We start from the raw sequence: 14,258 nt of genomic DNA on the forward strand, positions 1-14,258 counted from the left end.
TCCGCCATGTACGAGCTGTCCCGGGTTCGCCTCTACTCCATCGGGCCCGCCGGTGCACGCTACGCCGACACCGTGCTTGACCTGCGGGGCGTCGGCGCGCCCGTGCCCGACCCCGCGCCCACCCAGGCGGAGTTCTTCGAGGACGAGCCGGTCGGCCCGCCGCGCCGCCCGGCGCCGGCCGGTGTGCTCTTCCTGGAGAACGGCGGCGGCAAGTCGGTCCTGCTCAAGCTGATCTTCTCCGTGATGCTGCCCGGCCACCGGAACACACTGGGCGGTGCCAGCTCCGGCGTCCTGCGCAAGTTCCTGCTCGCCGACGACTGCGGACACGTCGCCCTGGAGTGGCAGCACACGCTCACCGGCGAGTGCGTCGTCGTCGGCAAGGTCAGCGAGTGGCGCGGACGCCAGGTATCCAACGACCCGCGGAAGTTCGCGGAGGCCTGGTACTCGTTGCGGCCCGGCCCCGGCATGAGCCTCGACTCGCTGCCCGTCGCCGAGTCGACGGCCGTACGGACCGCCCCCGAGGGCGCCTCCGGCGCGCAGGGGCGCCGCCGCACCATGAAGGGCTTCCGGGACGCGCTGACCGACGCGGGCAAGGCGTACCCGCACCTCGAAGTGCACTGGGAAGAGATCCACGACCGCTGGAACGAGCACCTCGGCGACCTCGGCCTCGACCCCGAACTCTTCCGCTACCAAAGGGAGATGAACGCCGACGAGGGCGAGGCGGCCGGCCTCTTCGCGGTCAAGAAGGACTCCGACTTCACCGACCTGCTGCTGCGCGCCGTCACCGACACCCGCGACACGGACGGGCTCGCCGACCTCGTCGGCGGGTTCGGGAACAAGCTGGGGCGGCGCGCCGAGCTGATCGCCGAGCGCGACTTCACCGCCGGCTCCGTCGACCTGCTCACCCGCATCGTCGAGGCCGCCGACACCCGGGCCCGCGCGCGGGACATCCACACCGGCGCCGAGCGCCGCACCCGTACCCTCGCCCGGCGGCTGTCCGCCCGCGCCGCCGTCGAGCGCGGCCGCGCCGGCGACCTCGCCCAGCAGGTCACGGCCGCCGCGCACACCGTCACCGAGGCCGAGTCCGCGCGTGAGCGCAGCTCCCTCATCGCGGCCGAACTGGCCTACCGGCACGCCTCGTTGGCGCTCGCCGGCGCCGAGAAGGCCGCGGCCGCGCAGAAGCGCGAGCTGGCCGACGCGCGGACCCTGTACTCCGCCTGGCAGGCCGCCGAGGCCGTACTGCGCCACCGCGCCGCCGCCGACCGCTCCGCGCGCGTGGCCGTCGCCATCCGGGAGGCCGAGCGCGACGCGGCCCCCGCGCTCGCCGCCCGCGCCAAGGCCGCGTCCGAGCTCGTCCGCGCCCTGCACGGCGCCGCCGAGAAGGCCGAGAGCCACGCGAACGAGGAGGAGGAGCGCTCCGCCGTCCTCCAGGAGGCGGGCGAGAGGGCGCACCGCGACGCGACCGCCGCCGCCACCGAGGCGCAGCGCGCCCGCAGCGAACTCGGCCACCTGCGCCAGCGCCTGAGCGAGGTCGAGCAGGAGACCGCCGAGGCCGTCCGCGCCGGCTGGCTCGACGACAGCGCGCCCGACGCCGACCCGGCCCGCGCCGCGCTCGCCGCCAGCGACGCCGAGAAGACCACCGTCGCCGCCTGGGACACCGCCCGTGACGCCGCCCGCCGCGCCACCGAGCACGCCCGCGAGGCCGCCGCGGTGGAGGCTCGTGCCGAGCTGACGGCGGCCCGCTCCGCCGACGCCGCGAGCGCCGCGGACCACGCGCACCAGGCCGAGGAGCGCACCGCTGCGGCCCTGGCCGCGGAAGAGCGCCTGGCCGAACTGCTCGGCGTGGACGGCCCGTTGGGCGCGCTCGCCACGGCCGACGCGTCCCCGGCCGGCGACGCCTCCCTCACCCCCGAGGACCTCGACCGTGCCGCCGACGACCTCAAGACCCTCCTCGACGACTCCGTCGCCTCCGCCGAGCGCCAGCTGTTCGAGCTGCGCACGGCCGCCGCCGACGACTCCCGCATCCTCGGCGCGCTCGGCGACGGAGGCCTGCTGCCGCCCGGCCCGGACGTGACCGCCACCGTCGAGTTCCTCGGCGAGCACGGCATCCCCGCCCTGCCCGGCTGGCGCTACCTCGCCCAGTCCGTCGACCCGGCCGACCACGCGCGCGTGCTCGCCGCCCGCCCCGAGCTGGTCGACGGCGTCATCATCACCGACCCGGCCTCCCACGTGCGGGCCCGGGAGGTCCTCGCGGGCGCGGCGCTGCTGCCCCGCTCCACCGTCGCCGTCGGCACCGCCGCAGCCCTGCTCGCGCCGACCCCGGCGGAGAACGCCTCCGACGAGGGCGTCTTCCTCGTGCCGCCGAACCCGGCCATGCACGACGAGCACGCCGCCGACGAGGAACGGCAGGCCCTGCGCGCTCGCGCCGCCCGGCGTGACGAGGACATCCGCACGCTCGCCGGACGCCTCGCCAAGGACCGCGAACTGACGGCCCGGCTCAGCTCCTGGCGCTCCGGCTGCCCCGCGGGCCGCCTCGCCGAACTCGCCGCGGCCGCGGCAGAAGCCCGTACGTTCGCCGAGGAGGCCGAGGCCGAGCTGGCCGAGGCCCGCACCGTGCGCGCCGAGGCCGACGAGGCCGCCACCGAGGCGACCCGGGTACGCGACGAGCGCCAGGAAGCGGCACAGAAGGCACGCCGCGCCGCCGACGCGCTCGCCGGACTCGCCTACCGGCTGCGCGAGCGCGCCGCCTGGCAGACCAAGGTCCGCGAACTCGCCGACGAGGCCGTCGAGTCGGAGGGCCGTGCCCAGTCCTGCCTGGAGCACGCCCGCGCCGCCGACGAGGACCGGCGCGCCGCCCAGCGCTCCGCCGACGACGCCCGCCGCACCGCCCGCGCGCTGCGCGCCGAGCGCGCCGAGATCGCGGGCGCCCCCGACGATGTCCCCGTCGGCCCCGAGGTCGAGGCGCCCCAGGCGTCGCTGCCCGCGCTGCGCGAGGCCTACCGCGCCGCGTCCCAGGTGTACGAGAAGGTCGGCGTCGGCGCCGACCTGAGGGCCGAGCAGGCCCGAGCCGAGAGCGACGAATCCGCCGCGCTCGCCGAACTGGACCGGCTCAGCAACAAGGTGCGCACCCGGGCCGCCACCCTCCTCGAATCACCGGAAGGCTCCGACGGGCCGTCCCGGCAGGCCGCCGCCGCCCGCGCCGAGGAACTCGTCCAGCTCCTGGAGACCCGCGCCTCCACGGCCAGCGAGCAGCTCGGCCGGCTGCGCGGCGAGGCCGAGCGGCACGCGCCCGAGGACGGCGACGCCCACACCGAGCTGCCCGAGGACCTCGTCCCCGCCGACACCGAGCAGGCCGGCACCCTGCTGCGCACCGCCACCACCGAACTGGCCGCGCGCACCGAGGCGTTGAGCACCGCCCGCGCCGCGCACGGCGAGCTCCTCGACTCCCACCGGGCCGCCGAGGACGGGGCCGGCGGTTTCGACGAGACCGCCGCGCTCCTGCGCGACCTGCTGCGCGACCACGCGGACGGCGAGGAACAGGAGGAGCCGGAGCCCTACCCCGGCACCCTGGAGGAGGCCCGCACGGCCGCCGCCGAGACCCGCCGTTCGCTGCGCGGCTGCTCCGCCGACCTGTCCGCCGCCGAGGCCGCCGTCCGCGAGGCGAGCGACATTCTCGTCCGGCACGCGAACTCCACCCGGTACGAGCAGGTGCGCACGCCCGCGCGGCAGCAGATCCGGGAGCTGCCCGCATCCGCGCTGCCCGAGCACGCACAGCGCTGGGCGGACGCGTTCGCGCCCCGGCTGCGCGTCCTGACCGACGAGCTCGCCCAGCTGGAGCGGAACCGCGACTCGATCGTGGACCGGCTGCGCGGCCTCGTCGAGTCGTCGCTCGCCACGCTCCGCTCCGCCCAGCGGCTGTCCCGGCTCCCCGAAGGGCTCGGCGAGTGGTCCGGGCAGGAGTTCCTGCGGATCCGTTTCGAGGAGCCCGACCAGGCCACGCTCACCGAGCGGCTCGGCGAAGTCATCGACGAGGCGACCCGGGCGGCGGTGAAGAAGAACTCCGACCTGCGGCGCGACGGCATGTCCCTGCTCCTGCGCGGCGTCGCGGCCGCCCTGGAGCCCAAGGGCGTCGCCGTCGAGATCCTCAAGCCGGACGCGGTGCTGCGCGCCGAGCGGGTGCCCGTCGGACAGATGGGCGACGTGTTCTCGGGCGGCCAGCTGCTCACCGCGGCCATCGCCCTGTACTGCACGATGGCCGCGCTGCGCTCGAACGACCGGGGCCGCGACAAGCACCGCCACGCGGGCACGCTGTTCCTCGACAACCCCATCGGCCGCGCCAACGCCACGTACCTGCTGGAGCTCCAGCGCGCCGTGTCCGACGCGCTCGGCGTCCAACTCCTGTACACCACCGGCCTGTTCGACACGACGGCACTCGCCGAGTTCCCGCTCGTGATCCGTCTGCGCAACGACGCGGACCTCCGCGCCGGCCTGAAGTACATCAGCGTGGAGGAGCACCTGCGTCCGGGCCTGCCGCAGCAGTACGCGGACGGGGCGGGGGAGACGGTGCACGGCGAGATCAAGGCGACCAGGATGTTCAAGCGGCCCACCGAGACCGCCGACGACGCTCAGGCGTCCGTACCGGCCCAGGTGTCGGTGACCTCCGAGCCCGCCGGACAGGACGCCTGACCGATCCGCCTAGGCGGCGTCCAGTCGCTCCCTGAGCCACCCGTGGAAGATCCTGATGTGGTGCTCGGTCGGTACGAGGACGCCGCCCTCGCGGTACGCGCGGGAGGCCATGGCCGGCTGGGTGCGTTCGCACGCGGCGAAGTCCTGCGCGTTGACTCGGTGGAACAGCTCCACCGACTTCGACACATCGGCTCCGGACGCCACGACATCGGGCGCGTACAGCCAGTCGCACTCGACGACCGTGCGGTCCTCGGCCAGCGGGAACATCCGGTGCAGGATCACATGGTCGGGCACCAGATTCACGAAGACCGTCGGCCGCACGGTGACCGCGTAGTAGCGGCGGTCCTGCTCCGGCGTGACCTCCGGGAGCGTGCCGAAGCCCTCGCTGCCGTCGACCGTGAACCCCTTCACGTCGTCGCCGAACTCGGCACCGTGCCCCACGTAGTACTGCGCCGCGTAGCCGTCCGCGAACTCCGGGAGCACCTCGGTGAGTTCGGGATGGATCGTCGCGCAGTGGTAGCACTCCATGAAGTTCTCGACGATCAGCTTCCAGTTGGCCCGGACGTCGTACGTGATGCGCTTGCCGAGCGCGAGTTCCTCGGCGTGGTAGTGGTCGATCGCCGCCGCGTCGCCCAGCCGCTCGACGGCCGCGCCGAGCACGGTCTCCTCGAACGACGGCGGCTCGTCGGCCAGGCACACCCAGGCGTACCCGAGCCATTCCCGCAGTGCCACCGGGACCAGCCCGTACGCGGACCGGTCGACGTCCGGCATCCGCGTCAGGTTCGGGGCGGCGATCAGTTTGCCGTCCAGGTCGTACGTCCAGGCGTGGTACGGACATTGCAGGGAGCGCCGGACCTGGCCCTGCTCCTCGGTGCACAGACGGGCGCCGCGGTGCCGGCACACATTGAGGAAGGCGTTCAGGGCGCCCGTGCGGGAGCGGGTGACCAGGACGTTCTCGCGGCCGACCTGGACCGTGCGGAACGCGCCCGGCCTGTCGAGGTCGGCGGAGCGGACGGCGCAGAACCACATGCGCTCGAAGATCCGCTCCTGTTCGCTGCGGAAGAGTTCGGGGTCGGTGTAGTAGCGGCCCGGCAGGGTGGCCACCAGGCTCGGCGGCAGGGGGAGCGTCGTCACGGCGGACTCCTCAGACGGCGGGCGCGGCGGCGAGCCGGCGCGGGTCGAACAGTTCGATGGGGTGCTCGGTGGTGCCGGTCAGCGCCAGATCGGCGAGGATCTCCCCGACGACCGGTACGAACTTGAAGCCGTGCCCGGAGAAACCGCAGGCCACCGTGACCGACTCCGGGTGCGCGGGATGCCGGGCGATGACGAAGTGCTCGTCGGGCGTGTTGGAGTACATGCAGGTCGCGGCCTTGAGGAAGGTGCCGGGCAGCGCCGGGATGCAGCCGGACATATGGGCGGCCATGGCACGGACCTCGTCCTCGTGGACGGTGCGGTCGATGGTCTGCGGGGTGCACACGACGCCCTTGCGGAAGAAGGCGACCTTGGCGCCCAGCTCGGGTCCGTCGATGGCGGGGAAACCGTAGACCTGTACGCCGGCCGCGTCCTCCCAGATGTAGATCGGATGGTTCTCGGGGCGGAAGGGTGCCACGCCCGTGCTCGGCTGGAACCAGTACATGACCTGCCGCTCGATGGTGAACGGCACCCCGAGATCGGTGAGCAGCGCCGGCGCCCAGGCGCCCGGGCAGATTACCAACTGCCCAGCTGTGTACGCGTTCTCGGCGGTGTGGACGCGCACGCCGTCCGCGCAGGGCTCCCAGCGCGTCATCGGCTCGTCGAAGTGCAGGTCGGCGCCCGCCCGCGTGGCGAGCTGGAGATGCGCGGCGACCGTGTTCTCCGGGCGGACCAGGCCGGCCTTCGCCTCGAACAGGGCGACCTCGTCGTCGCGCGGCGCGAGGGTCGGGAAGCGGCGCCGGATCTCCCGCGCGTCGAGCATCTCGTGCGGCAGATCCCACTGCTCGGCCGAACGCAGCGACCCCTCGACCGTGCGGGAGTCCGGGCGGCCGACCATGACACCGCCGCACAGCGTGGCGATCTCGCGGCCGGTGGCCCGCTCCAGGTCCTCGTACAGCTCGTAGGAGCGCAGCAGCAGCGGCACGTACGCCGGATCCTCGAAGTACGACTGACGGGTGATGCGTGAACCGCCGTGGCTGGAGCCGCGGTTGTGCACCGGGCCGAACTTCTCCAGGCCGAGCACGCGGGCGCCGCGTGCCGACAGATGGTGGGCGGCGGCGCTGCCCATGCCGCCGAGTCCGATCACGATCACGTCGTAGGTAGGGGACATTTCCCGGGCCTCCCAGGGGTGGTCGGAGGAGATGCTCAGCGGCGGATGCGGTCCATCTTCGGATCGAACAGCGGCTCCTCGGCGACGGTCGCCGGGACCTTCTCGCCGAAGTACTCGATGTGCACGGCGGATCCGGCGGGCAACGGCGGCAGCCACGCGTACGCGACACAGCGACCGAGCGTGTAGCCGTACGCGGCGCTGGTGACATGGCCGGACGGCGCCCCGTCGACGTACACCGGCTCCTTGCCGAGGACCACGGCGGACGGGTCGTCGAGGAGCAGGGCGGTCAATCGGCGCTCAGGCGGCGGGAGGTGTTCGAGGGCGGTGCGGCCGAGGAAGTCACCGCGGTCCATCCGCACCGCGAAACCGAGGCCGGCCTCGTACGGGCTGTGCTCCTCGGTCATGTCCAGGCCCCAGGCGCGGTACCCCTTCTCCAGACGCAGGCTGTTGAACGCCGACCGCCCGGCCGCGATCACCCCGAGCTCCCGCCCCGCCTCCCACAAGGTGTCCCAGAGCCGCAGCCCCAGGTCGGCGGTGGTGTACAGCTCCCAGCCGAGCTCGCCGACGTAGCTCAGACGCAGGGCCGTGACCGGGACGTGCCCGAGGTGGGTCTCCTTGGCGCGGAAGTATCCGAAGCCCTCGTGCGAGAAGTCGTCCCGGGTCAGGGGCTGCACCAGAGCGCGGGCGAGCGGGCCCCACACGCCGACGCAGCAGGTGCCGGACGTGATGTCGCGGATGTGGACGTCGTCCGGGGCGTGCCGCTCCAACCACACCTGGTCGGCGGGGGAGTTGGCGCCGATCTGGAAACGGTCGGCGGCGAGCCGGGCCACCGTCAGATCCGAGCGGACGCCGCCCTTCTCGTCGAGGAGCAGGGTGTACGTCACCGCGCCCGGCTTCTTCGCGAGGTTGTTGGTCGTCATGCGCTGCAGGAAAGCGAGCGCGCCGCGACCGGTGACTTCCAGGCGACGCAGCGGGGTCATGTCGTACAGGGCGACCCGGTCGCGGGTGGCCCTGGCCTCGGCGGCGACGACGGGCGACCAGTGCCGGGCCGACCAGGGGGCGCGGTCCTCGGCCGGGCCCGTCCGGTCGACGAGCGGTGCGTTCGCCTCGTACCAGTGCGGGCGCTCCCAGCCGCCGCCCTCCAGGAAGTACGCGCCGAGCTCCTGCTGCCGGGCGTGGAAGGGGCTGACCCGCAGCGGGCGGGGCCGTTCCATCGGCTGCAGCGGGTGGATCACGTCGTACACCTCGACGAACTGCTGTGCCCCGCGGTCGCGCACATAGGCGGGGGAGCGTTGCGCCTCCTCGAACCGGTGCAGGTCGCACTCGTGCAGGTCCGTCGCCGGGTGCCCGTCGACCATCCACTCGGCGACCGCCTTCGCGACGCCCGCGGAGTGCGTCACCCACACCGCCTCCGCGAGCCAGAAGCCGCGCAGTGCCCGGGCCTCGCCCAGCACCGGCATGCCGTCGGGGGTGAAGGAGAAGACGCCGTTGAAGCCCTCCTCGATCTCCGTGTGCCGCAGCGCGGGCATCAGCTGCCGGCAGTCCTCCCAACTGGGCGCCCAGTCCTCCTCGGTGAAGGGCAGCGACGACGGCATGTCCAGGGCGCGGGCGCGCGCCTCGTCGTAGGGCAGGACCGCGAACGGGTCGACGGGCAGCGGCCGGTGGGCGTAGCTGCCGATGCCGATCCGGTCGGTGTGCTCACGGAAGTACAGATCGCGGTCCTGGAACCGGAGGATCGGCTTCGAGGCCTCGGTGCGGGAATCGTTCGCCCCGGCGAGCTCCGGCAGCGGCCGGGTCCGCGCGTACTGGTGGGCGAGCGGGAGCAGTGGCACGTCGACGCCCGCCATCCGGCCGATGACCGGGCCCCAGAAGCCGGCCGCGGACACGACGTGGGTGGCGGGGAACGTACCGCGGTCCGTGACCACGCCGGTGACGCGGCCGTCGGCCTGCTCGATGCCGGTGACGGTGTGGCGTTCGAGGAAGCGGGCGCCGCGTTCCCGCGCCCGGCTCAGCTGGGCGCGGGAGGCGAGCACGGCGCGGGCCAGACCGTCGTCCGGGGTGTGGAAGCCGCCGAGAATCATCGACTCGTCGACAAGGGGCCACAGTTCCTTGCAGCGGGCGGGGGAGACCAGTTCCCCGCGCACGCCCCAGGAGGCCGCCCAGCCCGCCTTGCGGTGCAGGTCGGCCCAGCGTTCGGGGGTCGTCGCCAGCTCCAGGCCGCCGACCGGGTGGAAGCACGACAGGCCGTCGACCTCCAGGGCGGAGAACTTCTCCACCGTGTAGCGGGCGAACGCGGTCAGGGTCTTGGAAGGCCCCGTCTGGAAGACGAGCCCGGGCGCGTGCGAGGTCGAGCCGCCGGGCGCGGGCAGCGGGCCCTGGTCGAGGACGGTGACGTCGTGCACGCCCCGGGCGGTGAGCTCGTCGGCGAGCGAACAGCCGACGATGCCGGCGCCGATGACGACGACTTTGAGGGCGGTGGGTTCGGGTGCGCTGGACATGCCCCTCCTAGGACGTGGTGGGGACGGCGGTGGCGTGGGCCGAGCGGTTCAGGACGTACGGCTGCGGGGCGCGGGCCGGGTCAGAGCACCACCACGGAGCGGAGCACCTCGCCGTGGTGCATCTTCGCGAAGGCCTGCTCGACCTGGTCGAGCGGGATCGTCTCCGTCACGAATCCGCCCAGGTCGAGCCGGCCGGACAGGTACTGGTCGATGAGGACCGGGAAGTCGCGGCTGGGCAGGCAGTCCCCGTACCAGGACGACTTGAGGGCACCGCCGCGCGAGAAGAGATCGATGAGCGGGATCTCCACCTTCATCTCCGGTTCCGGCACGCCCACTTGGACCAGGGTGCCCGCGTGGTCGCGCATGAAGAACGCCTGCCGGTACGTCTCCGGACGGCCCACCGCGTCGATGGCGATGTCCACCCCGAACCCGTCCGTGAGGGCGCGGACCGCCTCGACGGGGTCCGTGCCCCGGGAGTCGACGGTGTGCGTCGCGCCGAACCGTTCCGCCTGGTCGAGCTTCCTCTCGTCGATGTCGACGGCGATGACCTTGCGCGCCCCGTTCAGGCTCGCGCCCGCGATCGCCGCGTTGCCGACGCCGCCGCAGCCGATCACCGCGACGGTGTCGCCGCGCCGCACGTTCCCGGTGTTCACCGCCGCGCCGTACCCGGCCATCACGCCGCAGCCGATCAGGCCCGCCGCCTCGGGCCGCGCCGCCGGGTCGACCTTCACCGCCTGACCGGCCGCGACCAGGGTCTTCTCGGCGAAGGCGCCGATGCCGAGGGCGGGGCTGAGCGGGGTCCCGTCGAGCAGCGTCATCGGCTGCACGGCGTTGCGCGAGTCGAAGCAGTACCAGGGCCGGCCGCGGCGGCAGGAGCGGCACGAGCCGCAGGGCGCGCGCCAGGCGAGCACCACGTAGTCACCGGGGGCGAGGTCGGTGACACCGTCGCCGACGGCCTCGACGGTGCCCGCCGCCTCGTGCCCGAGCAGGAACGGGAAGTCGTCGTTGATCGCGCCCTCCCGGTAGTGCAGATCCGTGTGGCAGACCCCGCAGGCCTGCACTCCGACCAGGACCTCGCCGGGGCCCGGATCGGGTACGACGATCGTCCGCACCTCGACGGGTGCGCTCCTCTTCACCGCGACGACGGCGCGGACCTCATGGGACACGGCTCAACTCCTCTGCTGTTCCGCCACTGTTCGACTGGTGCGAGCGACTGTTGCGCATAGCAGGATGCGTTGCGTGATGAGAGACACTGGGAGCCATAGTGGGAATGCCATCAAGACGCCGTCAAGGGGCGGGAGTTAAGCCTTGGCAAAACGGCCCGGCCGAGCGAAACACGAACGACACACAAGAACGCGGAGCCAGGTTCCCCTGACTCCGCGTCCGGTGTTCGCGTTCCGTGTCCGGCGACCGCCCTCCGGCGCCGGCGGCCGTCTCAGATGCCGTGGCCCATCCGGCGGGAGAGGTCGGCGGCGGCCGCCACGGCGCGCTCGGCGAGGGCCGGCAGGCTCTCCGGGGTGAGCCGGTACACCGGTCCGGACACGCTGATCGCCCCGATGACCTTCCCGTCGTGCGAGCGGGCGGGCGCGGACACCGCGGCGAGCCCCAGCTCCAACTCCTCGACGGCGACGGCGAATCCCTGCTCCCGCACGGCGTCCAGCTCGGTCCGCAGCGCGGCCGTGCCGGTGATCGTGTGCTCGGTGAAACGCGGCAGCGTGCGCGCCAGCAGCCCTTCGCGCAGCACCTGCGGCTGGTGCGCGAACAGCACCTTGCCGCTGGACGTGGCGTGCAGCGGGGTGCGCCGGCCCAGCCAGTTCTGCGCGGTCACCGAGGCCGGGCCGCGCGCCTGCATGATGTTGACCGCCATGTCCTCGTCGAGGACCGCGATGTTCACCGTCTCGCCCAGTTCGTCGGCGAGTTCACGGCAGACCGGCCCGCCCTCCTGCGAGATGTCCAGGCGCACTGCGGCCGCCCCCGCGAGGCGCAGTACCCCCGCTCCCAGGTAGTACTTGCCGCGCTCCTTGGCCTGTCCGACCAGGCCCCGGTTCTCCAGCACGCCGAGCAGCCGGAACGCCGTGGACTTGTGCACGCCCAACTCGTCGGCGATCTCGGTGACTCCGGCCTCCCCGTGCCGGGCGAGGCTCTCCAGGACGCTCACGGCACGGTCCACGGACTGGACGGCGCCCGCCGCGCCCCGGGGCTGCTTCTCCGCGCCCCCGTTGGCCGACGGATCCGATGCACCCGGCTCAACCTGCAGTTGCTTGCGGGTCATAGCTCAACTCTCACCACCTGGCGGCCCGTTGTCGGACCGCATCTTCGAGAAGCCCTTGACGCGACGGGCACCCGACTCGGATTCTGTTGCGCATGGCGCTCCCTCGTGCGCCATATGAAACATCATGTTACCGAAGAGTCCTGGACCCAGAGGGGGGCCCGTGATTCCCGTCTGCCGCCTCGAAGACCTCCCCGTCGGCGAATCCGTCCGCATCGACACCGTCCCACCGATCGCGGTGTTCCACGCGGAGGGGGAGTTGTACGCCATCGACGACACCTGCACCCACCAGGACGCCTCGCTGTCCGAGGGCTGGCTGGAGGGATGTCAGGTCGAATGCCCGCTCCACGAGGCTTCATTCGATCTCCGTACCGGACAGCCGACCTGCCTGCCCGCCCGCCGTCCGGTACGCACCCACCGGGTGACCGTGGACGACGGCGTGATCCATGTCCACCCGGCCGCCTCGGCGGACACGGCGGCATAGTCCCGCCGGCGAAGAGAAGGGCACTGCCTCATGAGGACCGTGACCGTGGTGGGCGCCTCGCTCGCCGGGCTGTACGCGGCGCGCGAGCTGCGCGCCCAGGGATTCGACGGGCGACTGGTGATCGTCGGGGAGGAAACGCATCCGCCGTACGACCGGCCGCCGCTGTCCAAGGACTTCCTCACCGGAAAGGCCGACGAGGACCGGCTCGCCCTCTGTGACGCCGAGGAGACCCGGGAGCTCGACGCCGAGTGGCTGCTCGGCGTCCGCGCCCGCGCGCTCGACGCCCGGGGGCGCAGCGTGATCCTGGAGGACGGCCGCACCGTCTGCGGTGACGGCGTCGTCATCGCCACCGGTGCGCGCGCCCGCCGGCTGCCGGGCCCGCCCCTCGCGGGGGTGCACGGCCTGCGCACGCTCGACGACGCCCGTGCGCTCCGTGCCGACCTGCTGAGCGGCCCCCGACGGGTCGTCGTGATCGGCGGCGGGTTCATCGGAGCCGAGACCGCCTCGTCCTGCGTCGCGCTCGGCCACGACGTCACCGTCGTCGAGGCGGCTCCCCTGCCGCTGCTGCCCCAACTCGGTGCCGAAGTGGCCATGATCTGCGCGGAGTTGCAGCGCCGCGGCGGATCCCGGCTGCTCACCGGCGTGGGCGTGGCGCACCTGCTCGGCGCGCCGGGTGCGACCGACGGGGCCGCGCCGGTCGCCGTGGAGCGGCGCGTGACGGGCGTCGCTCTCACCGACGGCCGTGAACTCCCCGCCGACATCGTCGTCGTCGGCATCGGCGCCGTGCCGAACACCGACTGGCTGGCCGGCTCGGCGACGGCCGTGCGCGACGGTGTGCTCTGCGACGACGGCTGCGTCACCGCCCTGCCGCAGGTCGTGGCCGTCGGCGACGTGGCCCGCGTCGGCGGCTCCCGCGCCGAGCACTGGACCAGTGCCACGGCCCAACCCCGCGTCGCCGTGCGCAACTTGCTGGCCGGGCACACCGTGGAGCACGCCCGCCCCCTGCCCTACTTCTGGTCGGATCAGTACGGCTCCCGCATCCAGTTCGCCGGGCGGCGCCGCGAGGGCGACCTCGTGCGCGTCGTGGAGGGCTCGCCGGGGGACGGTCCCTTCCTCGCGCGCTACGAACGCGACGGAGCGACCACCGCCGTCCTCGCACTCGACATGCCGCGCCCCTTCACCAAGGCCCGCCGTGAACTGGCCCGCGCCGAGGCCGAGCCGACGGCCACGCCGACGGTGACTCCGGTGCCGATGCGCGTGCCGGCGCCCGCGCCTGTGCAGGTGTCCGTGGCGTAGCTCGCCGCGGCTGCGGTCGCCGGATCCGGACGGCGGCCGAGATCCGATCGGGGCGTACCGGCGTGCGCCCCGAGCCCCTCCGGGTGCCGTCGCCTCGGCCTCGTCTCCCGGGTGTCGTCTCAGGTGTGGGTCAACTGCCCGGCCCTGCCGCCCCGGCCCCGTATGTTCTCCGGCGCCCGCCGCGCCGCCCGCCGGGCGCGGCGCCGCTCCTTGCGCAGCTGTCGGGCCGTGCTGGCCGGGACCGAGACGACCCCGTGCCGCTGGTTCCACACCTGTCGCGTCACCCAGACGTCCAGTACGCCCCAGGTCGCCACCACCGTGCTGGCGACACTGCTGAGCACCATGGGGAACGCCAGCCAGGAGTCGGCCAGCGTGCACAGGAAGGCGATCATCGCCTGGATCAGGGTGAGCGAGCTGATGAGGACGGCCCGCACCGCCGCCGTACGGACGGGATCGGGCATCCGGCGCCGCTTCGCCGGCTCCTCGACCCACAGCTCCCGACGCTCTGCCATGTCCGCCACCACGCCACTCCCCACCGCTCCCGGGCCCCGGCCGGATGCCCCCGCATCGGCCTGCACAGTGACTGCCCGGTTTGCTCTGCTTTACGCCACCGCTCGGTGTCCGTGCCGTGCTCACGTATGCCCCGTGAGAGAAGACGAACGACGAGGCCGGAAGATTCCCGGAATCGGACAACTGCCCTGACGAGCTGCGAAGAAGCGGCCC

General features: G+C 73.4%; 9 protein-coding genes. 3 read left to right on the forward strand and 6 right to left on the reverse strand.

All coding sequences use genetic code 11. The annotated features are described in order from the left end of the window. Window positions 1–6: 6 nt before the first annotated feature. Window positions 7–4,686 (forward strand): hypothetical protein, encoded by a 4,680-nt coding sequence (locus ACQUQD_RS34175; RefSeq protein WP_428956045.1) that lies wholly within the window; start codon window positions 7–9, stop codon window positions 4,684–4,686. Window positions 4,687–4,695: 9 nt separating this feature from the next. On the opposite strand, the gene ACQUQD_RS34180 is transcribed toward ACQUQD_RS34175, so the two are convergent. The 5 genes from ACQUQD_RS34180 to ACQUQD_RS34200 all read right to left on the reverse strand — a co-directional run bounded on the left by ACQUQD_RS34180 (window position 4,696) and on the right by ACQUQD_RS34200 (window position 11,758). After that, a complete protein-coding gene (locus ACQUQD_RS34180) occupies window positions 4,696–5,820 on the reverse strand; it encodes an aromatic ring-hydroxylating oxygenase subunit alpha (RefSeq protein WP_428956046.1) in 1,125 nt (374 codons plus the stop codon). Window positions 5,821–5,830: 10 nt separating this feature from the next. Then, entirely contained in the window at window positions 5,831–6,988 is a 1,158-nt protein-coding gene (gene solA, locus ACQUQD_RS34185; protein ID WP_428956047.1) for an N-methyl-L-tryptophan oxidase, read from the reverse strand. 35 nt (window positions 6,989–7,023) lie between these two features. Beyond that, on the reverse strand, window positions 7,024–9,486 hold the full coding sequence (locus ACQUQD_RS34190) for a GcvT family protein (RefSeq protein WP_428956048.1): 2,463 nt from the start codon (window positions 9,484–9,486) through the stop codon (window positions 7,024–7,026). An 80-nt stretch (window positions 9,487–9,566) separates the two neighbouring features. Then, a complete protein-coding gene (locus ACQUQD_RS34195) occupies window positions 9,567–10,652 on the reverse strand; it encodes an S-(hydroxymethyl)mycothiol dehydrogenase (protein WP_428956049.1) in 1,086 nt (361 codons plus the stop codon). Window positions 10,653–10,921: 269 nt separating this feature from the next. Beyond that, the gene (locus tag ACQUQD_RS34200; protein WP_428956050.1) at window positions 10,922–11,758 is read right to left on the reverse strand and encodes an IclR family transcriptional regulator; all 837 of its coding nucleotides are present in this window, start codon (window positions 11,756–11,758) and stop codon (window positions 10,922–10,924) included. Between the two features lie 160 nt (window positions 11,759–11,918). Here ACQUQD_RS34200 and ACQUQD_RS34205 point away from each other — a divergent pair, with 160 nt between their 5' ends. Then, window positions 11,919–12,239, forward strand: a complete 321-nt coding sequence (locus ACQUQD_RS34205; protein ID WP_428956051.1) for a bifunctional 3-phenylpropionate/cinnamic acid dioxygenase ferredoxin subunit — start codon at window positions 11,919–11,921, stop codon at window positions 12,237–12,239. 30 nt (window positions 12,240–12,269) lie between these two features. Next, on the forward strand, window positions 12,270–13,535 hold the full coding sequence (locus tag ACQUQD_RS34210; RefSeq protein ID WP_428956052.1) for an NAD(P)/FAD-dependent oxidoreductase: 1,266 nt from the start codon (window positions 12,270–12,272) through the stop codon (window positions 13,533–13,535). A 119-nt stretch (window positions 13,536–13,654) separates the two neighbouring features. Here ACQUQD_RS34210 and ACQUQD_RS34215 read toward each other — a convergent pair whose 3' ends face one another. After that, the gene (locus ACQUQD_RS34215; RefSeq protein WP_428956054.1) at window positions 13,655–14,071 is read right to left on the reverse strand and encodes a hypothetical protein; all 417 of its coding nucleotides are present in this window, start codon (window positions 14,069–14,071) and stop codon (window positions 13,655–13,657) included. Between the last annotated feature and the right edge of the window lie 187 nt (window positions 14,072–14,258).

Origin of the sequence: Streptomyces sp. cg35 (assembly GCF_050410835.1) — a bacterium.
In the GTDB taxonomy this organism is placed as follows: domain Bacteria; phylum Actinomycetota; class Actinomycetes; order Streptomycetales; family Streptomycetaceae; genus Streptomyces.